Genomic DNA, 23,233 nt, shown 5'->3' with positions numbered 1-23,233 from the left:
AGGGAGGAAACGATATGAAAGCTTGGGAAGCAGCCTACATGGCAGGGATAATTGATGGAGAAGGAAGTATCACTTTAACCAGAATCCATAAAAATGAACATAGAAGACCCTGCATTACCATTTCTTCCACTGATAAAGAACTTCTCACTTATCTACAAGCCTTAGGTGGGGAACAATTATTAATAAAAAGAATTACAAACCAGATAAACATTTAAATTCCTATACCCTAAACATTAAGGTAAAAACCAATGTATGAACTGTTTTAAAGAATGTTCATACATTTCTACGAGTTGACCGGAAACGCAAGCGAGCATTATTGATTTTAGAACAATACGAGCTTGTAACAGTAAGGAACGGAAAGTATTCGAAAGAGGCATTAAAGAGAAAATTATCTTTTGAGGAGGAATTTTTTCATCTCTGATCTAATGAAACTTGAGGGTTTCTATACTTATACTTTATTTAAGCATAAAAAATAGACCAGCTAATGCTGATCTACTACGTAGTTTGATGGAGACGGTGGGACATGTGCTTCCATGCTTTCGTCATGGCACTGACTATATCTTGAACCTGTTCATACAGGTTCTCTGGCGTTTTATGTGAACTTTGGATTTCCTTAAGGAAAGTTCACATCCTAGTACTACCACTGCAAAATGGCAGCCTATAAGTCGATACACGGCTGTTGGATTACTCCACATACCGCTCGGTATTGCCTTATCACCAAAAGTGACTTAGGTTTCACCGATAAAGCCAGATTTTCACTTATGTGTTGCCACATAAGGCGACTATAAACTAATCGAACCCACGTCCAGAGATATCGGCACTCAGGCTTCTACAAGCGTAGTCGGTATATTATGCTTCGCCACCTGTTCAGCCTACCAACAGGCTTCCCAGGCGCTAGCCTGATTAGTCTCTTCGTTTCTCCTCAGGCGGTGGAGAAACGCGTAGTCCGCTTCAGTTTGGGACCCTTCAATCTGGCACACGGACAATGCCAGGAAGGATCAGCTCAAGTCAGCTTACGCTGCTAGAGCTAGGTTATCGTTAGATTCGCCAGTTATATTTAGGCAAATGACGTTTAACGAGCCGTCGCCTCGACTTGCAACCTGAGCTCGACCTATCCCTGTCGAATCCGTAACGTCCCCGTTAGGATTAAATAGGCAAGCTATTATTTAATTGTGCTTTGATGTCTTCATCGACAACTACTATTATAACACATCATAACTCATATTCAAATGAGATGCCTGCCAGCATTTCCATCATTTAGTATCTCTCTTTCAATGCCCGATCGATGTCGCGCTTCATCTGTTTCTCTTTCAATACCTGACGTTTATCGTATTTCTTCTTACCTTTACCTAGGCCAAGCAACACTTTTGCTACGCCATTTTTAATGTATATCTTTAATGGGACTAAAGAATAGCCTTCTTGCTGGGTGGCACCGATCAAACGATCGATTTCTTTGCGATGCAGCAGCAGTTTCCTCGTCCGAGTTGGTTCATGATTATATCTATTCCCTTGTTCATAAGGAGAAATATGCATGTTATGGAGAAATACTTCCCCTTTACGAATGGTTGCAAAACTGTCTTTCAGGTTGACCCGCTTTGCACGGATTGATTTAATTTCTGTACCCTGCAGAACCATGCCGGCTTCGAAAGTTTCTTCTATAAAATAGTCATGACTGGCTTTTCTGTTTTGTGCGATTGCATTTCCTTTTCCTTTAGGCATAATGGTTCCTCCTCTATTTGCCGTGAAGATTATTGTACCAAAAAAGCAAAGATAATCCAATTAAACAGGCATCGTTATAGACAATCACAATTAGCATATGAGATTATATTTTTGGAAATTTCTTTTAGAAAAACTTCACATATCACCAAGTATTTATGGCGAAAGCCTTAGTTTTTCTTATACTTTAATCCTTAAACAAGATTAAACTTTCATAAAGTATTAAAAAGGAGCGGGGACATTGGAAAAACAAGTGCTTGATATTCGAAAGCTGGAGTGGAGAGATTTAGATAACATAAAAAAAATGGATACAGGGATTGAGGATGATTATGTTATCCGTATCTTCCCGAAACTTATCGAATCAGAGGAGCATGATATATACGGATTATTCCAAGGAGAAGCATTATTGAGTGTTGCTGGTTACACCATTTTTGCTGATAAGTTTGCCATGCTTGGGAGGATGCGTAGTGATCGACGCTATATCGGGCAAGGTTATAGTACGGAAGTAATGTCCTTTATTGCCGGGTTATTAAGTAAAAAGCCAAACATCCACTGGATCGGCGCTAATACACAAACACACAATTACCCCGCCCAGAGCGTGATTGAGAGAACCGGAATGAATCCAGGTCCTATCCATTACTATGCTATTTTGAAAACAAAAGCAGAGCATTCAGGTACAAAAGGGCTGATATGGAATAAAGTTGATGGGCTTGATCAAAAAAAGAGCCTCTTGTCATCACTAAAGTTTAATGCTTTAGGGGCTTTTCCGTATGAGTGCTACTATCCGCTCCCATTTGATGAGGTACTATTTACAGATGAATACTTAAATGAATGTACCTTTTATACAAATTCGAAAGAAGATAGATTTGTCATATTTCGTAACGATCAGAAAGGTGACCTTCATACCCATGTAAAGTATTTTTGGGACGATCACTTCGATCAGCCGGGCTTTTTTGAAACTATCTATCACAACTGGGACGAAAACCCGGAAGCTGCTGGAGCCTGGATCGACTTTTCCGAAACTGGATATAAAAATATACCTGACCCCACTATTTTTGATGTGCAAAAGCCCTGGAGACTTTATAGCAAATGGTTTTAACCTCCTAAGAACCAGAAAAGCTGCCAGTACCACTGGCAGCTTTTCTGTTGAGGTTATTTCTTTTTCTTTTTATTCTTCTTTCTTTGTTTCAGCCCTTTGTTGTTATAAAAAGGCTTCTTACTCTTATTTTTATCCTTTTCTTTCTTTTTCCCGCTCTTATTTTCAGAAGTACGATTGGCACTTCTTGTTTTGATGACCTTCGGCTTGGCGTCTGGATCACGTTCTTTACGCGGTTTCATCCCGACAATTTCAAAGTCGACTACGCGCTCTTCCAAATTTACGTTCGTCACACGGACGGTCACTTCGTCACCAATACGGAACACATTTCCTGTCCGCTCACCAATCATTGCATACTGCCGTTCTTCAAAATGATAATAATCATCAGTCAGATAACTGACATGGACCAGCCCTTCGACTGTGTTTGGCAGTTCAACGAACAATCCAAAGCTTGTCACAGAACTAATAACACCTTCAAATTCTTCACCGATTTTATCCTGCATATACTCCGCTTTCTTCAAGTCATCGGTTTCCCGTTCAGCATCGACAGCTGCCCGCTCCATCTCAGAGGAATGACGCGCAATTTCAGGCATTTTTTCTTTCCAATGCTGCTGCGTTTTCTCATCCAGTTTCTTTTCTACCAAATAAGTCCGTATTAAGCGATGGACAATCAAGTCTGGATAACGCCTGATTGGTGAAGTGAAATGGGTATAAAAATCAGTAGCCAGCCCAAAGTGGCCGATGCTCTGCGGATCGTATTTCGCCTGTTGCATCGAGCGGAGCATCAATTTGGAAATAATCATTTCTTCCTGGGTCCCCTCGATACCCTCCAATACTTTTTGCAGTGCTTGTGGGTGTATTTCGTTGGCGGTACCGCGCACAATGTATCCAAGGTTGGCCACAAACTCAAAGAAATGCTGGAGTTTATCAGGATCTGGATCCTGGTGAATCCGGTGAATGAACGGCACATCCATCCAATGGAAATGTTCGGCTACTGTTTCATTGGCAGCAAGCATAAATTCTTCAATTAAGCGCTCTGCCACAGAGCGTTCGCGAAGTTTTACATCGATTGCTTTTCCTTGTTCATCGACAATAACACCGGCTTCTTTGAAATCGAAGTCGATAGCTCCGCGACCCATACGTTTTTTTCTTAAAGTTGCAGCAAGCTTTCCCATGTCCGTGAACATTGGGATAAGCTCCTTATACCGCTCCATCAATTCAGGATCCTGATCTTCCAGAATCTTGTTTACATCTTTGTATGTCATCCGCTCATTGGTCTTAATGACACTCTGGAAAATTTCATGATTGACTACCTCACCGTTTGAATCGATCTCCATCTCACAAGACAGCGTCAACCTGTCCACTTGTGGGTTCAAAGAACATATTCCATTGGATAAACGATGCGGAATCATAGGGATTACACGATCGACCAGATAGACACTTGTCGCTCGTTCTGCGGCTTCCTGATCAATCGGTGATCCTTCTTCGACATAATAAGATACATCTGCGATATGGACACCAAGCTTGAAGTTGCCATTGTCCAGCCTTTTGACCATAACAGCATCATCAAGATCCTTTGCATCTGCCCCATCAATGGTCACAATCATTTCATCACGCAAATCGCGGCGATTTTTGATTTCCTCCGGTGAAATCTCATCCGGTGTATTTTTTGCCTGTTCCAACACCTCTTCAGGGAAATCAAGCTTGATACCATGTTTATAAATAATGGAAATGATATCGATTCCCGGGTCATTCTTATGTCCAAGGATTTCTTCAATCTCCCCCTCAGCACTCATCCTGTCTTCCGGGTATTTGGTAATCTTGACTATTACCTTATGCCCGTCGGCAGCACCATTGGCCGCCCCTTTCGGTATGAAGATATCATTCGGTATCCGCTTGTCATCAGCTATCACAAACCCGAAATTTCTGCTAGGCTGATAAGTACCCACTACTTTGTCTGTAGCCCGCTCCAGAATCCGGATGACGGCACCTTCCGGCCTTGCTCCAGACTCATCTCTCTTTTCTACCCTTACAAGAACCTTGTCATTATTCATAGCAGAATGAAGATCAGAATGGTGGATATAAATATCATCCTTGCCTTCTTCATCGGGGATAAGAAATGCAAACCCTTTCGCGTGCATCTGGATTCGTCCCCTGATCAAATTCATTTTCTCCGGTAAGCCAAAACGGTTCTTACGTGTACGTACAAGCTCCCCTTGTTCTTCCAATTCATTCAGTGTCTTCATAAGGCCTGAAAAGTCATCGGCTCCATCGAGCTCAAGCGTTTCTTCTAGTTCTTGTACTGATAGTGGTTTTGATGCCGATTCTTGAAAAAAGTCCAATACTTTGTTTCTCAATTCCTTACTCAAAACGCTTCATCCTCCTTTATCGTTCCGTGACATTCCGACCTCGTTGCAATTCAATCCCAGTCCAATGATTCTAAAAACTCGAGAACATCCTGGTGTAACTCATCTTTTTCTTTATCCATCGTGATGACATGTCCCGAATTCTCATACCATTTCATATCTTTTTGATCGGATTCCACATGGTTATATATATAGTCAGCGCTATCTTTGTTGATCATTTCATCTTTAGCGGCCTGAACAACGAAAGTCGGGGTATAAATGTGATCGATATGGTCATGGACTTCATTAATAAACTGCCCGAGTTGCTTGAACATATCTTCTGACTGATCCATCAGCTCTGCTATTTCCTGCTGGATAGTCTCTTTGTCTTTCCCCTCTAATTGTTTATATTCTTTTGCTTTGAAGCGAAATCCTCCCGTTAATTGTTCTTCATTATCAAAGAACATCGGTGCGCACATTGGAATGACTCCTCTAACCTGCTCTGAATAAGCAAGCTTCAGTCCGAGCACTCCTCCAAGCGAAAGACCTGCTACTGCAATTTTTTCATAGCCCAGTTCCTGGAGATGGTTCAAGGCTTGCTGCACATCTTCCCACCAATCCTCAGGGGTAGCCTTCGTCAGCTCTTCCGGCGGAAGTCCATGTCCACGGTATATAGGCGCATGACTAGTATAACCATGTTTTTGCAGAAAGCGTCCCATCATTCGAACATCTGCGGAATGTCCTGTAAATCCATGTAGTAACAATACCGCACGTTCTCCTTCTTCAAACGTGAATGGTTGTGGTTGTTTGATTTTCATAGTCAGTTCTCTCCTTACCTTTGTAATTCCCTATAACAGTAGATTTCATTCTTATTTAGCAAGCCTTTTTATTTTAGCAGACAGCCCCATATACTTCCTACCTGTTTGCTTTCCATTTCCATTAAAAGCAAAAAGGAAAGCCGCGCTAAATCAGCGCGGCTTTCTCTGGCTTCATTATTAACTTAATACATAAGCAGCTAAAAAGGCGAAAACGAAGAATAGGACTCCCGTAACAATGGTAGCTTTATGGAGTACGGCATCGATTCCTCTTGCTTTTTGCTTACCGAATAATTGTTCAGCCCCACCGGAAATGGCACCTGAAAGACCTGCGCTTTTACCGGATTGAAGAAGAACTAGAACGATCATGACAAGTGTATCGACTGTTAATAACGTGATTGCTAGTGTTTGCATGATGTGACTGACACCTCCTAAGAACGCACAAATACATAATGTAAATGTAGCACAAATTCCCATTATGGGCAAGATAATATAGAATGCTCCAACCGACAAATTGACTGACCCTGGCAGACTTGTTTTTTGCGTATCATTCTTTAATTAGTAAAGGTACGTTGAATGATAATGGATGCTATCGTTCACAAATATGATTATTTTTGATTGGTATTGATTGTTTTTGATTGAAAAATGAAAGGGCTTCCTTTATGATAAATGTAGGATAACTTGAAAGGAGTGTCAGCCTATGTTGACCCCTGAACGCCACCAGGTTATTTTGAGCCTGCTACAGGATAGAAAAACAGTTAAAATGAAGGAACTCGTTGAAGCTACCAATGCTTCAGAATCTACCATCAGGCGTGATCTCAGCTTTTTAGAGGAAAATAAAAAACTCCGCCGGGTCCATGGGGGAGCTTCCATAAAAAGTGCAGCCAGTGAAGAACTTAGCCTTCAGGAAAAAAAGACAGTCCATCTGGCTGAAAAACAAGCCATTGCCAAATATGCAGCAAGCCTAGTTCGGGAAGGCGATAGTATTTTTCTTGATGCCGGTTCGACCACTTATGAGATGATTCCTTTTTTAGCTCAAAAAAATATATTAGTCGTCACCAACGGGCTTTCCCACTTGGAGACCCTGACCAGCTCTGCCATAGAAACATATGTTATCGGTGGCAGAATTAAACGGAAGACGCGTGCGGTAATAGGGGCACACGCTGTCCAAAGCCTAAAACATTACCGTTTCGATAAAAGTTTTCTCGGTATCAACGGTGTCCATCCCAAAGAAGGATTTACGACGCCTGATCCTGAGGAAGCAGTTGTAAAAAATACCGCCCTTCAATTATCGGGGGAAACTTTCATATTAGCTGATGCCTCAAAACTCAATGAAGTGACATTTGCTAAAGTTGCAGAAGTTCAGGATGCTGTCATCATTTCTGATGCCCCTGATGATTTATTACCACCATTTAAAGAACTAACAGAAGTAAAGGTTGTGACATCATGATTTATACTTGTACGCTCAATCCTTCCATCGACTACATTATGCATGTGAATCAGTTTGAGCCAGGAGGGCTGAACCGCGCTGAAAAAACTTTCTATTACCCGGGAGGTAAAGGGATTAATGTTTCCCGCGTATTGAATCAGCTGTCTACCCCTTCCACCGCTTTAGGGTTTGCCGGGGGATTCACTGGTCAATTCATCCGTTCTTTCTTAGATGAAGAGGGAGTGTCCCACCAGTTCATCGAAACCGGGGAACCCTCTCGCATCAATGTCAAAATGAAATCGGGTGATGAAACAGAAATTAACGGCCCCGGGCCGGCTATCACTTCTGACCAGCAAACAGAGCTCTTATCATCCATAGAAAAATTATCACCTAACGATACATTAGTAATTGCTGGGAGTGTTCCAGCTTCCCTGGATAAAGATATTTATTTGAAAATCGCCAGCATTTGCAAAGAAAAAAATATTTCTTTAGTGGCTGACACCTCTGGTGCCGCACTTAAACAGCTGATTGGATTACCGGTAATGTTGTTGAAACCGAACCACCATGAGTTAGGTCAGTTGTTCGAAACAACCGTCACTACGAAAGACGACGCGGTCTTTTATGCCAAAAAACTGGTTGAACAAGGTGCCGAGAACGTCATTGTTTCTATGGGTAGTGATGGTGCTGTTCTTGTTACTTCACAGTATGCTTTGCATGCTAATGTCCCACAAGGACAAGTGAAAAACTCAGTCGGAGCAGGAGATTCAGTAGTAGCCGGGTTCTTGGCAGCCCTATCGACCGGAAAGAACCTTGAAACAGCCTTACGGTACGGGGTAGCTGCCGGAAGTGCTACAGCATTCAATGATGATCTCTGTAATCAAAAAGAAGTTGATGGACTGCTCCAGGATATTGTAGTTACCGGGTTAAATTAAAGGAGGGATTTTACATGAAAATAACAGATTTATTGAAAAAAGACACGATTCTATTGGACCTATCCGCCCGTTCAAAAGCGGAAGCAATCGATGAACTGGTAAGTAAATTGGACCAAGCAGGCCGATTAAATGATAAGCAAGGGTTTAAAGATGCCATTTTAGAACGCGAATCACAAAGTACCACCGGGATAGGTGAAGGAATTGCTATTCCCCACGCTAAGACAAGTGCGGTAAAAGAACCAGCCATTGCGTTTGCCCGCTCATCCGAAGGACTTGACTATGAATCCCTTGATGGACAGCCGACAAACCTGTTTTTTATGATCGCAGCTTCTGAAGGTGCTAATAAGACACACCTGGAAACTTTATCCCGCTTATCTTCTTTCTTAATGGATAAAAATTTCCGGTCACAACTCGAGCAGGCAAAAACAGAAGATGAAGTCATAGAGGCTATCAATGCTAAAGAGGCAGAGGAAGGTGAAGGTGAAGTTGAAACAGAAGGTGCTGAAAGCAGAATCTTAGCAGTTACTGCATGTCCGACTGGTATCGCTCACACGTATATGGCTGCTGATAAATTGAAAGAAACAGCCAAAGAAAAAGGGATAAATATCAAAGTACAAACCAATGGTTCCAGTGGAGTGAAAAACCGTCTCACCGACGAGGATATCGCAGAAGCAGACGCAATCATTGTGGCAGCTGATACGAAAGTAGAAATGGAAGGCTTTAAAGGTAAGCCTGTCATTGAAGTTCCAGTAGCCAAAGCTATCCATGAACCAGAAAAACTTCTGGAGCGTGCCGTTAACAAAGATGCACCGATTTACCAGGGAGGCGGCAATTCTTCTGAGAGCTCTTCCAATGAAGGAAATCAGCGTACAGGTGTTTATAAGCACTTGATGAACGGGGTTTCCAACATGCTTCCATTCGTTGTTGGGGGCGGAATCCTGATTGCTATTTCCTTTTTATTCGGTATCAACGCAGCAGACCCATCAAGTGATGAATATAATCGCTTCGCTGAAATGCTCAGCATCATTGGCGGAGATAACGCCTTCTTCTTACTTGTTCCAGTACTGGCTGGCTTCATTGCTTCCAGTATCGCTGACCGCCCTGGTTTCGCTCCTGGTATGGTCGGTGGTTTAATAGCGATAACCACTGGTGTAGAAGGAACTAGCGGTTCTGGTTTTCTTGGTGGTCTGATTGCAGGTTTCCTTGCTGGTTATTTGACTCTTGGAGTTAAGAAACTGCTTGAAGGGTTGCCTGATATGCTGGATGGTCTAAAAACCGTGCTATTCTATCCGGTGCTAGCCATTTTCGGTACGGGGATGATCATGCTTCTTATCAACCCTCCATTGACCCGGATTTACAGTGGGGTACTGAGCTGGTTAGAAGGAATGGGAGGCACAAATCTGGCACTAGTAGGTCTGCTCCTGGGTGGTATGATGGCCATCGATATGGGCGGTCCGATCAATAAGGCGGCTTATACATTCGGCCTTGCGATGATTGATGCTCAAAACTATGAATTCATCGCCGCTATCATGGCTGGAGGTATGGTTCCGCCACTTGCAATGGGAATCGCAACCTTAATTTTCAAAAATAAATTCACACCGCAGGAACGGGAAGCAGGTAAGACAGCCCTTCCATTAGGAGCATTTTTCATTACAGAAGGTGCTATTCCTTTCGCTGCTGCTGACCCGGTACGTGTTATTCCTTCTCTTGTAGTAGGTTCAGCTGTTGCAGGGTCACTTACCATGTTGTTCGGAATCCAGTTATTTGCCCCACATGGAGGAATTTTCGTATTCCCGCTGGTTGAAGGTGGATGGTATCTTTATACAATCGCTATCTTGATCGGAGCATTTATCAGTGCTCTTATTGTAGGGTTCTTGAAAAAGGACCTGCAAAAAGCTTAAAATGGTATAGTTAAGTAATAAACAAAGAGAACTCTTTTGAGGAGGAATAAATCATGCAAGAAAAAACTTTTACAATTACATCATCTGACGGCGTACACGCTCGCCCGGCAACTGTACTTGTCCAAAAAGCAGGAAACTTCGAGTCTGATATCAACCTGCATTATAAAGAGAAAGCTGTCAATTTGAAATCGATTATGGGTATCATGAGTCTTGGTATTCCATCTGGTGCAGAAGTGAAAATTACAGCTCAAGGCAATGATGAAGAAGAAGCAATTCAACTATTACAAGAAACGATGAAAAACGAAGGCCTGGGGGAATAACAACATGAGTCACATCAAAGGGATTGCGGCTTCCAGCGGTATTGCTATCGCGAAGGTGTACCGCCTGGAGGCACCCGACCTTTCCTATAATAAAAACAATGTCGACGTTCCGGAAGATGAAGTCAAGCGGTTGCATGAAGCACTGGACATATCCAAGTCTGAACTTGAAAAAATCAAGGAACATACGAAGAAGTCACTTGGAGATGAGCATGCAGAAATTTTTTCCGCCCACCTGCTGGTACTCAGCGACCCTGAATTGATCCAGCCGATTGAAGATAAAATCAAATCGGAAAATGTCAATGCTGAAGCTGCACTGGATGAAACAGCCAATATGTTTATCGACATGTTTAAAAACATGGACAATGAATACATGCGTGAACGTGCTGCTGATATTCAGGATGTCACCAAGCGGGTCATGGCTCACCTGCTTGATGTGACCTTCCCGGATCCTGCGTTGATTAACGAAGAAGTTGTGATTGTAGCGGACGACCTGACACCTTCTGATACTGCTCAATTGAACAAACAGTATGTCAAAGGGTTTACAACAGATATTGGTGGTCGTACTTCCCACTCAGCTATCATGGCACGCTCCCTGGAGATTCCTGCCGTAGTGGGTACGAAAGAAATTACCAGCAAAGCTGAAAAAGATGAGACCATTATTGTCGATGGGATTGATGGGGACGTAATTGTCAACCCTACCGAGGAAGAACTCCACACTTATCAGCAGAAAATGGATGATTTTGAACAACAAAAGCAAGAATGGGCAAAGCTCAAAGATGAACCAACCGTCACAGCTGATGGAACACACGTCGAGCTTGCGGCGAACATCGGTACACCAGATGACATTGAAGGTGTATTGAATAACGGTGGCGAAGGTGTCGGTCTTTACCGTACCGAATTCCTTTATATGGGTAAAAGTCAACTTCCAACGGAAGAAGAGCAGTTCGGTGCCTATAAATCCGTACTAGAACAAATGGGAGACAAGCCTGTAGTCGTACGTACACTCGACATCGGTGGTGACAAAGAACTTGATTACCTAGATCTTCCTAAAGAACTGAATCCATTTTTAGGTTTCCGCGCCATCCGTCTCTGCCTGGAACGGGATGACATTTTCCGTACCCAATTGCGCGCGCTTTTGCGTGCCAGTGTGCACGGTAACCTGAAAATCATGTTCCCGATGATCGCTACGCTGGAAGAATTCCGTGAAGCGAAAAACATGCTGGATGAAGAAAAGTTGAAGCTGAAAGAAGCAGGTCATGACATTTCCGACGACATCGAAGTTGGTATTATGGTTGAAATTCCTGCGACTGCCATGATTGCACGCCAGTTTGCTAAAGAGGTTGATTTCTTCAGTATCGGAACAAATGACTTGATTCAATATACAATGGCTGCCGACCGTATGAATGAACGGGTTTCCTACTTGTACCAGCCATACAACCCGGCGATATTGAACTTGATCAATAATGTCATCGAAGCGGCTCACGCAGAAGGAAAATGGGCAGGTATGTGCGGCGAAATGGCTGGTGACTCCATCGCTATACCTATTTTACTTGGATTGGGACTTGATGAATTCAGTATGAGTGCTACATCCATTCTTCCTGCACGTACACAGTTGAAGGACTTATCCAGAGAGGAAATGGCTTCTTATAAAGAAACCCTTCTTTCAATGGGAACTGCTGATGAAGTGGTCGCTTTCATTAAAGAAAAAACTAATCAATAATAGTAATTTGTGGATAATTGTGACACAATAAATGAAAAAGAAGGGGATGCGTTCTCCTTCTTTTTCATTCATCTTTTTAATGAAAGAAGTGTTAACATGACTTATACAATTATCATCATTGTTTCTATTCTCATTGTTCTGGGAATCGCAGCCGCTTTCGGGTTTGCAGTTAATTCCGGCTATAATTATAAACACACAGTAGATCCGCTTCCTGATGATGAAGGTGAAAAAAATGTGGAGCATACAAGAGAGAATGAATCTCAAAAAAGCTGACGCTTTCCTGGAAGCATCAGCTTTTGTTTTTTTACTTATGAAAATCAAGTCCCGAATGAACCTCTTCTACATACCCAGCACGGATTACAAAATCTCCGAAATGTTCTTTGTCCTCTTTCTTCTCTGCATAATCGAATAAGATAGGTTTTAATTCAGCAAGAATTTCTTCTTCTCCTATATTTTCACGATACAACTTATTCAATCGGTCGCCAGTGAAACCGGCACCCAGATACATATTATATTTACCTGGTGCTTTCCCGATGAAGGCAATCTCGCCCAATGCAGGGCGTGAGCATCCATTGGGACAACCGGACATTCGGATGACAATTTCTTCCTCTTCAAGACCTGCTTCTTTAAGAATATCTTCGATTTTATCCAGCAGCACAGGCAGGTAACGTTCGGACTCCGCCATTGCCAAACCGCAGGTAGGCAGAGCAACACAGGACATGGAATTTCTCCGCAGTGCAGAACTCTCTTTACCATCAGTCAAACCGTATTTTTGAACAAGTGAATCAATTTCCTGTTTCTTTTCTTCCGTCACATTGGCAATGATTACATTCTGGTTCGGAGTAAGCCGAAAATCACCCGTATGAACTTTGGCAATTTCTCTTAAGCCCGTTTTCAGGGACTGTTCACGGCTATCCAGAATCCTTCCATTTTGGATGAACAATGTCAAATGCCATTTCCCATCACCTTTCATCCATCCATAACGGTCACCGTTATTTTCAAAGTGATACGGATGCTCTTCTGCCAGCTCCCATCCTAGTCTATCGTTCAATTCCCTGATTAGCCAATCCACTCCATGTGCATCAATCGTATATTTAAACCGGGCATTTTTCCGCTCGGATCGGTTTCCATAATCGCGCTGGATGGTAATGATGGTTTCGGCAACCTCCGTAATCTTATCAGCAGGACAAAAGCCGATTACACGCCCTAATTGAGGGTATGTGTTTGTATCGCCATGAGTCATCCCCATGCCGCCACCGGCAGTTACATTAAATCCTTTTAATTCGCCTGCTTCCACAATCGCAATAAATCCTAAATCCTGCGAAAACACATCAATATCATTAGAAGGAGGCAACGCGATTCCGATTTTGAATTTTCTTGGCAGATAGTATTTACCATACATTGGCTCGATTTCTTCAGGTTCACGGCTGTCGGCTACTTTTTCCTCATCCAGCCAAATCTCATGGTAAGCTTTCGTTTTCGGAAGAAGATGATCGCTTAATTCCTTCGCCAGATCATAGACCTCTGCATGTGTTTCTGACTGGTACGGCTGAACATTACACATGACATTACGGTTGACGTCACCACAAGCAGCAATGGTATCCATTAACGACTGATTCATCTTTTGAAGACTTTTCTTCATATTCCATTTTAAAACGCCATGCAGCTGGAACGTCTGACGAGTGGTCAGTTTGAGCGTCCCATTTGCGTAATGGTCCGCTATCTCATCCATGGTAAGCCATTGATCCGGCGTTGCTACGCCCCCTGGGAGACGGACACGCACCATGAATTGGTAAGCTGGCTCCAGCTTCTGCTTTCTACGTTCATTGCGTACATCCCGGTCATCCTGCTGATAGCTGCCATGAAATTTCAACAGCTTGGCATCTTCATCCTTTATTCCCGCTGTAATCGGGTCGGAAAAGCTTTCGGTAATTGTACCCCGGAGATAGCCGCTTTCTTCTTTTATATTCTCCATTTCACTGGGCGGGCCATGGTGATGCTTCTTTTTCTGGTCTGTCATACTTAAACTCCTTCCCCTTTATGTCCCTGTTTCCTTAGTAAACGTCACGCTGATAACGTTTTTCCTGTCTCATTTTACTCAGGTAATCTTCTGCTTCTTCCTTTTCCAGACCGCCTTCCTGTTCCAAAACGGTCAGGAGGGCATTTTGAACATCATGAGCCATATGTTTTTCATCGCCGCATACATAGATGACGGCTCCTTCGATCAACCATTGGTAAAGTTCTTTGCCTTTTTCCAGCATCCGATGCTGAACATAGACTTTCTCCTCCGTGTCCCGGGAAAATGCGACATCCATCCTGGTAAGCACGCCTTCCTTCAGCCACTTCTGCCACTCCGTCTGGTAAAGGAAATCTGATCTAAAATGCTGCTCACCGAAAAACAACCAAGTTTTTCCCTCTGCTCCGATTTCCTCCCGTTCCTCCAGGAATGCCCGATAAGGTGCCACCCCTGTTCCTGCCCCGATCATGATGATAGGAGTATCAGGGTTTTCCGGAAGTTTGAAATTAGGGTTATGCTGAATATAGACTGGAAGCGTGTCGCCAGGCTGGGATCGTTCTGCACACTGGACGGAACATACTCCCGATCGGCTTCGCCCATGAGCGTCATACCTCAATGCTCCAATGGTAAGATGTACTTCATCCGGATTCGCCTTCAGGCTGCTCGCAATTGAATATAGTCGTGGTGGTATTTTCCGTAATAAAGTCACGAACTCCTGTGGTGAGGCTTGGATTTCATAGTCCTGGATAAGATCGAGAAGATCCCTGCCTTCCAGATATTCTTTCAAATCTTCTTTCCGTTCAGGTTCAAGGAGTGTTTTTAACTGCTCATTACTAGTTAGCTCTGCTGCCTGTTCCAGCAACGGTTTCGTCAACCGGGTAATTTCAAAAAAGGAAAGTAGAGCTTCCCGAACGGATCTTAATTCTCCTTGTTTATCTACCTGTACCGATTCTTCGTGGTTCCACCCCATTGCTTCTATAAGTTGATCGACAAGAACAGGGTCATTTTGTGGGAATATCCCTAAACTATCGCCTGGTTCATACACAAGATTTGAGCTTTCAAGATCCAGTTCCAAATGCCGTGTCTCTTTATTTGAGCCTCTGCCATTCAGATTCAGGTTCTCCAATATTTCTGCATCAAATGGCTTTTTTCTTGAATAGACCGGTGCGGAAGACGCCTCAGCTACTTTTGCTTGAGATGCTGCTGCATTCCCTTGCTCTCCCCGGCTTGCATTCAATTTTGTTAATACACCTTCAAACCATTCTTCCGCAGAATCTTCAAAATCGACATCACAATCAACTCGGGGATGAAGCCTTTCTGCTCCTAATTCTTCCAGACGTTTATCAAAATCTTTTCCTGTCTGACAGAAATATTCGTAAGAACTGTCTCCAAGGGAAAGAACAGAGAAACGGACATCTTGAAGCTTTGGAGCCCGTTTACTATGAAGAAATTCGTAGAATGAAAGAGCATTATCCGGTGGATCTCCTTCACCATGGGTGCTGGCGATGATCAATAAATCCTCTGCATCCTTAATGGACTTCGGTTTGAAGTCATCCATGGAAGAAAGGGTTACCGTATAATCTTTTTCTTCCAGTTTCTTCGTCAATTCATCCGCAAGCCCCTGCCCATTCCCTGTTTGGGAACCAAAAAGGACCGTTACTTCACGGACTGCAGCCGCTGACTCCTTAACCGAAGCAGGTGCAGTTGACGAACCTTCACCGACAGGACTCTCCATTGTTGCTGCTGATTCCCCGCTAAAAGAAGCAGACAGACAACCGCTTAACCATATTTTCTGCGCCTCTGTCAATGTTGGCAAAAGGCGGTTCAGATATTCTACCTGCTCTTTAGTAAATGGACTATTCTCTACCTGAAACTGCAAAACTATCCACCTCACAAAAATTAATCTTTTTATACTGCAAATGCTGCTTAACCTTTAACCTAGTCACGGGCTTTGTGCTTGCCGGTAGTGGTGGTCAATGGCCACTACCATCGCCCCCATTTTAGAATCAACAGGCTGAAGAACGTCAGTAATGCCTTGTGCCGACAGCTCACCCGCTGTTACTTTCCCGATGGCTGCTGGTAAAACTTTATGGTTGAAGGCTTTCACTAGAATTTCACGGCCACTTTCATCATTGAATAAGTTTCTGACCTGGGTTTTACTGGTGAACACCACTGTATCCAGGTAGAGATCCGCAATATCACACTTCAGACTATTAATCACTTTATCCAGCGGCTTCTCATAATAATAAGGCTGTGACAGATAAACAGAATATCCAAGATGATCCAGCGAATCTTTCAATCTGGCATCGTCCTGGTTATAAGCCTGCAAAAAAATATCTTCCTGATTAGCATTCGTAGAAAAAGCTGAAAGAAGACTTTCCATCGTCCCATCTGGTGAAACAATTTCTGCCTGGAGAGAATTCTCCTTCAGCCATTGCATTGTTTTCCTTCCTCTGACTGCCAATTGCGTCTGGTGTAACTTGTTGAGAAATTCTTTATGAACCCCTGCTTTCTTTGCTGCGTCTTCCAGAGTTACCGCTCCTATTCCTGTGGTTAAAACCACCCAGTCAAACGGTTTTTCCAGAAAGTCATGGATGTTCTTCCTGCTCGTATCCTCATCCAGATGCTGCATCCCCTGTAGCGGGTAGATAACAGGGATGCCGCCTTTATTCCGAATCATTTTGCTGATGACCTCAGCTTTTCTTTCTGCGGCTATCCCGATACGTCTTCCCTCCAGATTACTCACGCTTCTCACCCTCCTGCTGCCAGTTTCTTAAGCCATAAGATTGTCTGTTGCTGCTTTTCTTCATTCATAAAGGATTCATCTAAGAGTTCATGAAGAAATTGTCGTTTTTCCTGTTTAGTAAGGAGAGAATTCTTAATCAGCTGCCGGCACTCATATAAGAAATCCACATAACCTTCATAATCTGATTCAAATCGATTTTCCAACTCTTCTTTGATCTGAGAAGTAAGCATTGGACTTGCCCCACTAGTCGATACCGCCAGGGTCAATTTCCCTCTTGTCAGAAAAGCTGGAAACTGAACATTCCCCCTGCTTGCTTCCCCAGCAGAATTTACGAGCGGCAAACCTGAAGTGGGGTGGGGTACAGACAAAATCACTGATGGGTCATTCGTTGCCACGACAGCCATGAATGCTCCTTCAAGATCATCAGGCTCAAAAAACTTCTTTTTCCAATTAACTTTCTTCTGCTCCCAGAACTTTTCTAATTCCGGTTCCAATGAAGGACTGATGACCGTAATTACAGCCCCGCCCTGGAGGAGCACCCTGGCTCTTTTAGCTGCCACCTTTCCTCCTCCGATAATGACGACGCTCCTGCTGTTGAAGTCGATCATCAATGGCTGAAAATTGACTTCTTGCTGTTCTGTGAAATCATTGGGCATAATTTTTCACCTTTTTACCAGGAAGGAGTTCATAGACTCGTTCCGCCAATGCTTCAACCATCATTGGATGATCACCAAGATGATCGCATAAAATCACCTGATGACCGTCCTCCTGATACTCCCTGACTTTCTTCTGCATAGAGTGTATTAAAATGCCAGTGAACCAAAGATATGGGACAACAATTGTCTGCCTATAACCTGCTTGAATGGACTTTTCCAAACCTTTTTCAAAAGAGGGCTGACAGGCAGCCAAGTAACAGGCATCCACATTCATTCCACCAAGTCTTTGACAAAGGTTCTTCTGAATCTTCTGTATAGCCGCAGGCGTTTCGGGGTTTCGACTTCCTCTGCCCACCAGGAGTATATTAGAATCTGGAGAGATGGGGTCGTGCTTTTCCTTAATACGCTCGATTAAAATATCAATTAGTCGCTCCTGTACTCCCAGCGGTTTACCATATTGAAATTCTATATCAGGATACTTGTTTTTAGCTGCTTCGATTTCCTTAGGTATATCTGTATAATAATGGCCTGCACGCAGCAATAAGACAGGAATAATCGCAATCTTATTTGCTCCCTTTTCCGCAAGCAGTCTGATTCCTTCCGCCATATCCGGTTGTGCTAGTTCCAAGTAACAGATTTCCTGAAGCCCTATCCCTACCTTGGACTGGACGGAGTGAATGCAATCAACTGCTTGTCGTCTTGCCTCCGGGACCCGGCTGCCATGGCTGACGTATAATATTCCTTGCATAATGACCGGCCCTCCTTATTCCTACCCGACAACTGTCTTTGTTTCGTCTCGTTGCAGCTGCTCGAACCATTGTAACTGATCACGAAGCTTTACGACTTCCCCCACAATGATCATGGCCGGGTTCTTTATTCCTTTCGCTTTTTGTATGATATCTTCCAATGTACCCGTCACTGTGAGCTGCTCATCGGTCGTACCCGCCTGCACAAGGGCCACAGGGGTTTTACTATTACATCCGTTTCGAATCAGCATATCACAGATTTTTGGCAGTTTGTTTACACCCATATAGATGCAAAGCGTATCCATGCATTTTACAACGTGTTTCCAATACGATTCTTCTTCTGGACCTAGCTTGCTTACTCCGGAAATAAAAGCGACAGAAGAACTGTAATCACGATGGGTGACAGGGATTCCGGCATAAGCAGGAGCAGCGACCCCTGAGGTAACCCCTGGGACAATTTCGAAGGGTATCCTTCGTTTGGCAAGCTCCCTGGCTTCCTCTCCTCCTCTGCCGAAGATGAATGGGTCGCCTCCTTTTAGACGCGTAACTGTTTTTCCTTGTAAGGCGAACTTGCAAAGCAGTCCATTAATGCTCTCCTGGGTCAGTGAATGATTATCTGGACTTTTCCCGCAGTAAATAAGTTCAGCATAATCTGGAGCTTCCTCGAGAAGCTGTTCATTAATCAGCCGGTCGTACAATATTACGTCTGACTGCTGGATTGCTTTCAGTCCTTTTACGGTAATCAGATCAAGTTCCCCAGGACCTGCCCCGACCAAAAATACTTTTTTCATCGTAATGATCACTCCTTTTCCCCAAACCGAAACTTATTATTTGGCATCCTTACAGCCATTCATTTTTCTCGAGAAAAGAAATGAGCTGCTCTGCACATTCATCTACACTGTATGCGTTCGACTCCAGTACCAGTTCTGGTGAATCCGGTGCTTCATATGGGGAATCAATTCCCGTAAATCCTTTTATTTCTCCAGTTCTTGCTTTTTTATAGAGGCCTTTCGGATCCCTGTACTCGCATTCGGAGAGCGGGCAGTCGACATGCACCTCCAGAAAGTCACCTGAATCGATTATATCTCGGACACGGTCCCGGTCTTCCTGGTACGGGGAGATAAATGCGGTCAAAACTATGGTTCCGCTATCTGCGAACAGCTTGGCGACTTCCCCGATTCTTCTTATGTTTTCTTTTCGATCCTCTGGTTTAAAGCCCAGATCTGCATTCAACCCATGCCGGATATTGTCACCATCCAGAATATAACTTTGAATACCTCTCTCATACAGCTTTTTATTCACTTGATTGGCAATACTTGATTTGCCTGAACCAGACAGCCCGGTAAGCCAGACTACTCCACTGTGGTGTCCGTTTTTGCTCCGGTAATCCTTCGGTTCAATTGTCGCTTGGTGCCAGACGATATTCGAATCCAATCAGCTCACCCTTCCTGTCCTTGCTTTACAGTATTCTGGCTGTTCAATCCATTGATCAGTATTTCGACGACTTCAGGACGACTGAATGTTTTCGGAGGTTTTTCCCCATTTCTTAACAGCTCCCGTACTTTTGTCCCCGATAATATGACATGCTGGTCGTCATCATGTGGGCACGTTTTATGAGAAGCCATCCCCTCACATGCCAGGCAGTAAAAGCTATGTTCAAAAAAGAGTGGGGTAATTCCAAGCTCTTCGGGTTCAAAATTACTGAAAATCTTCTGTGCATCGTAAGTGCCATAGTAATCACCAACACCGGCGTGGTCACGCCCGACTATGAAGTGAGTGCATCCGAAGTTTTTCCTTACTAGTGCATGGAATATCGCTTCCCTGGGACCTGCGTACCGCATTGCCGCATTAAAGACTGCAAGAGTAACGCGGCCTTTTGGGTAATAGTTTTTTAATAACACCTGGTAGCTTTCCATCCTGACGTCGCTGGGAATATCATCACTTTTGGTTTCACCTACTAATGGATTGAGGAATAATCCGTCTACCGTTTCCAAAGCCGCTTTTTGAATATATTCGTGAGCTCTGTGGACAGGGTTCCTAGTTTGAAAGCCGACCACACGTTTCCAACCTGACTCTTTGAACAAAGCTCTCGTCTCGGCAGGATCTAAGTAGAATTTTTCCTCATGTTCTCGTTGTGGTCTTTGAAGCAATTGAATTTTTCCAGCTACATAAAAATCAGGCCGGTCAAATAGTTTTTTAACTCCTGGATGTTCATAATCAGAAGTTAAGTAGACTTGCTTAGCTTCCTGCTCTTTATCGGGTTGATAGATCTCCTCGATTTCAATCAATCCATAAACCGTTTCATCTTTATAAAGTTCTGCTACCTCTCCACTGTTCAGCCGCTCCGCCTGGTCCCGGCCAACCGGCAAAGTGATGGGAATGCTCCATGGAGTTCCATCCGCCAGTCTCATTCTCTCCACAACAGATTGATAGTCTTCTTTCGTAAGAAATCCTTCAATTGGGCTATAGGCTCCCGTAGCAATCAGCTCCAGATCGCTTAAAGCCATAGCATCAAGCTCGATACTTGCCGATGCCTCCTCCCAGTTTCCTTTCAGCCGGTTCACAAGCGTTCCTCCATGGGGTTCTATAAGTGTCATGAATAATTCCTCCTTATATTAGGTTTATGTCTAATTTTTTTCTTCTGAAGATACATGAAGACCGCATTCGGTCTTGTTAAAGCCACTCCACCTTCCCGCTCTTGAGTCTTCTGTACCTTCAACAGCAAATGTGCAGGGAATACAACCGATGCTCGGATAATTGTTATCGTGAAGTTCATTGTAGTCCAATTCATTTACTCGGATATAATCCCATACATCATCCCACGTCCAGTAGATGAGCGGGCAAACCTTAATGGACTTGAAGCGTTCATCTTTATTGACAAAATCAGTCTTACTCCGGCTTAAGGATTGCTCCCTCCTTAAGCCTGAAATCCATGCATCCACTCCGCTAAGAGCATCCTCAAGGGGCTTAATCTTCCTGATATAACAGCATTGGTCCGGATTCTTTTTCCAAAGTGCTGAACCATGTTGTTGCGACTGCTCTTCTAGTGTCAGCTCGGGCTTTTTCATATGAATGATAAGATCTGGATATCTCCTTTTCACTTTCTCAATCAGGTCATATGTTTCCTGGAAATGAAGACCGGTATCAAGAAAAACAATTTCTGCATCTTTTTTCACTTTTGCAATTAAATCAATTAAAACTATGCCTTCCGCTCCAAAGCTGCAAGCGTAAACAAGAGACTGTCCGTATGAGTTATAAGCCCAATTCAGGATCTCTGACGCCCCTTTTGTATCATCAACAGGCTCCCAGCCTTTAAAAGGGTCTCCTGGAAAATTTTTATAACTAATTGCTGGTTGGTTCATTCGCCCCCTCCTCCTATTCAAGAAATTTTGTTTCTTATTACAAAGTTTCTCAAAAAATTCTTAACTTATAAATCCGATAAGTTAACTAGGTTTTATGCGATTGATAAACATGATATGTGTAATTAAAAATAATGTCAATACTAATCAAAATATTTATACTTTTTTCCCAGTTTTGATGATCATATTGGCATGCAGGAAGCTGCTGTTCATCCCTCTGGTATCCTCGTTTCAAGGTACCTTCGTGCTTCCCCCCCCCCCCAACTAGGCAAGTAGAACCGGTTTTTCATTACTGCTTGACAAGTAATGGATATTCCTTTAGATTGAAAGCTATTATTTCAAATAACAGCATTGACTATTTTTAAAAATATTTTTTTTAGAACTTAATCCCGAGTAAACTCATAGGTTTAGTATTAATAAATGGAGGCTGATTCATTTGAGGAAATTAATCATTTTTACATTAGTAGGTTTTTTTGCCCAATTGATTGATGGTGCGCTCGGAATGTCATATGGTTTAACATCATCCACATTATTGATTGCATATGGAGTAGCTCCAGCGGTGGTCTCTTCCTCTATCCATATGGCTGAAATTGCTACCACAGCCGTTTCCGGTTATTCTCATTATAAATTCGATAATATAGATAAGAAATTAGTTCTGCCGCTAATCATTCCTGGATCGATCAGCGCTTTTCTGGGAGCCGCCTTTTTGAGCAGCCTTCCCGGTGAAAAGATCAAGCCATTTATTTCTATCTTCCTCCTCCTTTTGGGGGTCTACATTGTAGCTCGTTTTTTACTCATGAAAACATCCAATGAAAAGCGAAGAGAGGTTCCTGTTAAAAATTGCTTCCTGTACCCTTTAGGTGCTTTAGCAGGATTTTTTGATGCTGTTGGTGGAGGAGGCTGGGGGCCGATCAACACACCGGTTCTTTTATCCAGAAAAGGAGCATTGCCAAGGAAAGTGATTGGTACGGTTGACACAACTGAATTTGCTATTACTATCTCTGCCACACTAGGATTCCTACTATTCTTAGGTTGGGAACAGCTTCATTGGTTATGGGTAGTATCCTTCATGATCGGAGGGGTAGCAGCAGCGCCGCTGGCCGCATGGCTTGTACGAATCGTCCCGCCATTCATACTTGGAGTAGGGGCTGGAGGTTTTATTATTTTGACAAATTTGCGGACTCTCCTGCTTGCATTAAACATACCGGCAGACCTGATGGTTTTGATTTATGTCGTGATGGTACTTGGATGGGTGGCAGCTATTATCGCTTCCATACGGAAAAATTTTCATTTCCAAAAGAGAGAAAGAATTGTGGAGCCCAAAGGAGAAAATTTCGGGTGAAAAAATTGTTAATAATACCTGCTGAGTATACACAGAGGAGAGAAATATGTGTATACTCAGCAGGTTTTTTAATCATCCTTACAGTAATTTTAA

Annotated in this window: 22 protein-coding genes and 1 other RNA gene; 9 read left to right on the top strand and 14 right to left on the bottom strand. The window is 43.2% G+C overall.

The features are described 5' to 3' along the window. Positions 1 to 14: 14 nt before the first annotated feature. Positions 15 to 215, top strand: a complete 201-nt coding sequence (locus FHS45_RS20195) for an LAGLIDADG family homing endonuclease (protein ID WP_062441068.1) — start codon at positions 15 to 17, stop codon at positions 213 to 215. 575 nt (positions 216 to 790) lie between these two features. On the opposite strand, the gene ssrA is transcribed toward FHS45_RS20195, so the two are convergent. Together ssrA and smpB are read right to left on the bottom strand one after the other, a co-directional pair. Next, positions 791 to 1,131, bottom strand: a transfer-messenger RNA (tmRNA) gene (gene ssrA / locus FHS45_RS10245). Between the two features lie 126 nt (positions 1,132 to 1,257). Further along, positions 1,258 to 1,719 (bottom strand): SsrA-binding protein SmpB, encoded by a 462-nt coding sequence (gene smpB, locus FHS45_RS10240; RefSeq protein ID WP_062441071.1) that lies wholly within the window; start codon positions 1,717 to 1,719, stop codon positions 1,258 to 1,260. Between the two features lie 238 nt (positions 1,720 to 1,957). Between smpB and FHS45_RS10235 the strand changes: the two genes are divergently transcribed. Then, positions 1,958 to 2,815 carry a GNAT family protein gene (locus FHS45_RS10235; protein ID WP_062441075.1) on the top strand — a complete coding sequence of 286 codons (858 nt, stop codon included), beginning with the start codon at positions 1,958 to 1,960 and terminating at the stop codon, positions 2,813 to 2,815. 53 nt (positions 2,816 to 2,868) lie between these two features. Here the strand turns inward: FHS45_RS10235 and rnr are convergent, their stop codons facing one another. From rnr to secG, 3 genes are all read right to left on the bottom strand, one after another. Then, positions 2,869 to 5,181 (bottom strand): ribonuclease R, encoded by a 2,313-nt coding sequence (rnr, locus tag FHS45_RS10230; protein WP_062441079.1) that lies wholly within the window; start codon positions 5,179 to 5,181, stop codon positions 2,869 to 2,871. 50 nt (positions 5,182 to 5,231) lie between these two features. Next, on the bottom strand, positions 5,232 to 5,975 hold the full coding sequence (locus FHS45_RS10225; protein ID WP_062441081.1) for an alpha/beta hydrolase: 744 nt from the start codon (positions 5,973 to 5,975) through the stop codon (positions 5,232 to 5,234). A 177-nt stretch (positions 5,976 to 6,152) separates the two neighbouring features. After that, complete coding sequence (gene secG / locus FHS45_RS10220) at positions 6,153 to 6,386, bottom strand: preprotein translocase subunit SecG (RefSeq protein ID WP_062441084.1); 234 nt, start codon at positions 6,384 to 6,386, stop codon at positions 6,153 to 6,155. A gap of 286 nt (positions 6,387 to 6,672) precedes the next feature. On the opposite strand from secG, the gene FHS45_RS10215 reads away from it, so the two are divergent. From FHS45_RS10215 to ytzI, 6 genes are all read left to right on the top strand, one after another. After that, the gene (locus FHS45_RS10215) at positions 6,673 to 7,422 is read left to right on the top strand and encodes a DeoR/GlpR family DNA-binding transcription regulator (protein ID WP_062441087.1); all 750 of its coding nucleotides are present in this window, start codon (positions 6,673 to 6,675) and stop codon (positions 7,420 to 7,422) included. Next, positions 7,419 to 8,333: a 1-phosphofructokinase gene (gene pfkB, locus FHS45_RS10210; RefSeq protein WP_062441091.1), complete on the top strand. Its 915-nt coding sequence runs from the start codon at positions 7,419 to 7,421 to the stop codon at positions 8,331 to 8,333. Before FHS45_RS10215 ends, pfkB begins: the two co-directional genes overlap by 4 nt. Positions 8,334 to 8,347: 14 nt before the next feature. Next, positions 8,348 to 10,234, top strand: coding sequence for a PTS fructose transporter subunit IIABC (locus tag FHS45_RS10205; RefSeq protein ID WP_062441093.1), 1,887 nt, complete (start codon positions 8,348 to 8,350; stop codon positions 10,232 to 10,234). 53 nt (positions 10,235 to 10,287) lie between these two features. Continuing rightward, on the top strand, positions 10,288 to 10,554 hold the full coding sequence (locus FHS45_RS10200) for a phosphocarrier protein HPr (protein ID WP_062441096.1): 267 nt from the start codon (positions 10,288 to 10,290) through the stop codon (positions 10,552 to 10,554). 4 nt (positions 10,555 to 10,558) lie between these two features. After that, a complete protein-coding gene (gene ptsP / locus FHS45_RS10195; RefSeq protein WP_062441099.1) occupies positions 10,559 to 12,274 on the top strand; it encodes a phosphoenolpyruvate--protein phosphotransferase in 1,716 nt (571 codons plus the stop codon). 96 nt (positions 12,275 to 12,370) lie between these two features. Then, positions 12,371 to 12,547, top strand: coding sequence for a YtzI protein (ytzI, locus tag FHS45_RS10190; RefSeq protein ID WP_082411928.1), 177 nt, complete (start codon positions 12,371 to 12,373; stop codon positions 12,545 to 12,547). 31 nt (positions 12,548 to 12,578) lie between these two features. Here the strand turns inward: ytzI and cysI are convergent, their stop codons facing one another. The 9 genes from cysI to FHS45_RS10145 form a co-directional block, all read right to left on the bottom strand. Next, on the bottom strand, positions 12,579 to 14,294 hold the full coding sequence (cysI, locus tag FHS45_RS10185; RefSeq protein ID WP_062441101.1) for an assimilatory sulfite reductase (NADPH) hemoprotein subunit: 1,716 nt from the start codon (positions 14,292 to 14,294) through the stop codon (positions 12,579 to 12,581). A 34-nt stretch (positions 14,295 to 14,328) separates the two neighbouring features. Then, positions 14,329 to 16,170, bottom strand: a complete 1,842-nt coding sequence (locus FHS45_RS10180) for an assimilatory sulfite reductase (NADPH) flavoprotein subunit (RefSeq protein ID WP_062441104.1) — start codon at positions 16,168 to 16,170, stop codon at positions 14,329 to 14,331. A gap of 63 nt (positions 16,171 to 16,233) precedes the next feature. After that, positions 16,234 to 17,037, bottom strand: coding sequence for a uroporphyrinogen-III synthase (locus tag FHS45_RS10175; protein ID WP_062441106.1), 804 nt, complete (start codon positions 17,035 to 17,037; stop codon positions 16,234 to 16,236). Positions 17,038 to 17,042: 5 nt separating this feature from the next. Then, positions 17,043 to 17,693, bottom strand: a complete 651-nt coding sequence (locus FHS45_RS10170; protein WP_062441109.1) for an NAD(P)-binding protein — start codon at positions 17,691 to 17,693, stop codon at positions 17,043 to 17,045. Next, positions 17,683 to 18,441: a sirohydrochlorin chelatase gene (locus FHS45_RS10165; RefSeq protein WP_062441111.1), complete on the bottom strand. Its 759-nt coding sequence runs from the start codon at positions 18,439 to 18,441 to the stop codon at positions 17,683 to 17,685. The genes FHS45_RS10170 and FHS45_RS10165 overlap by 11 nt, the downstream gene beginning before the upstream one ends. A gap of 21 nt (positions 18,442 to 18,462) precedes the next feature. Continuing rightward, a complete protein-coding gene (gene cobA / locus FHS45_RS10160; RefSeq protein WP_062441114.1) occupies positions 18,463 to 19,230 on the bottom strand; it encodes a uroporphyrinogen-III C-methyltransferase in 768 nt (255 codons plus the stop codon). Positions 19,231 to 19,279: 49 nt separating this feature from the next. After that, the gene (gene cysC, locus FHS45_RS10155; RefSeq protein ID WP_062441118.1) at positions 19,280 to 19,873 is read right to left on the bottom strand and encodes an adenylyl-sulfate kinase; all 594 of its coding nucleotides are present in this window, start codon (positions 19,871 to 19,873) and stop codon (positions 19,280 to 19,282) included. Positions 19,874 to 19,878: 5 nt separating this feature from the next. Beyond that, a complete protein-coding gene (sat, locus tag FHS45_RS10150) occupies positions 19,879 to 21,036 on the bottom strand; it encodes a sulfate adenylyltransferase (RefSeq protein WP_062441121.1) in 1,158 nt (385 codons plus the stop codon). A gap of 30 nt (positions 21,037 to 21,066) precedes the next feature. Continuing rightward, positions 21,067 to 21,801 (bottom strand): phosphoadenylyl-sulfate reductase, encoded by a 735-nt coding sequence (locus FHS45_RS10145; protein WP_062441124.1) that lies wholly within the window; start codon positions 21,799 to 21,801, stop codon positions 21,067 to 21,069. 433 nt (positions 21,802 to 22,234) lie between these two features. Between FHS45_RS10145 and FHS45_RS10140 the strand changes: the two genes are divergently transcribed. Next, positions 22,235 to 23,140 (top strand): sulfite exporter TauE/SafE family protein, encoded by a 906-nt coding sequence (locus tag FHS45_RS10140; protein WP_062441128.1) that lies wholly within the window; start codon positions 22,235 to 22,237, stop codon positions 23,138 to 23,140. The last annotated feature ends 93 nt before the right edge of the window (positions 23,141 to 23,233 follow it).

It is taken from the genome of Thalassobacillus devorans (assembly GCF_011761345.1).
Lineage (GTDB): Bacteria > Bacillota > Bacilli > Bacillales > Halobacillaceae > Thalassobacillus > Thalassobacillus devorans.
The sequence above is the reverse complement of the archived record's forward strand: the minus strand, read 5'-3'. Positions and strand labels throughout refer to the sequence as shown.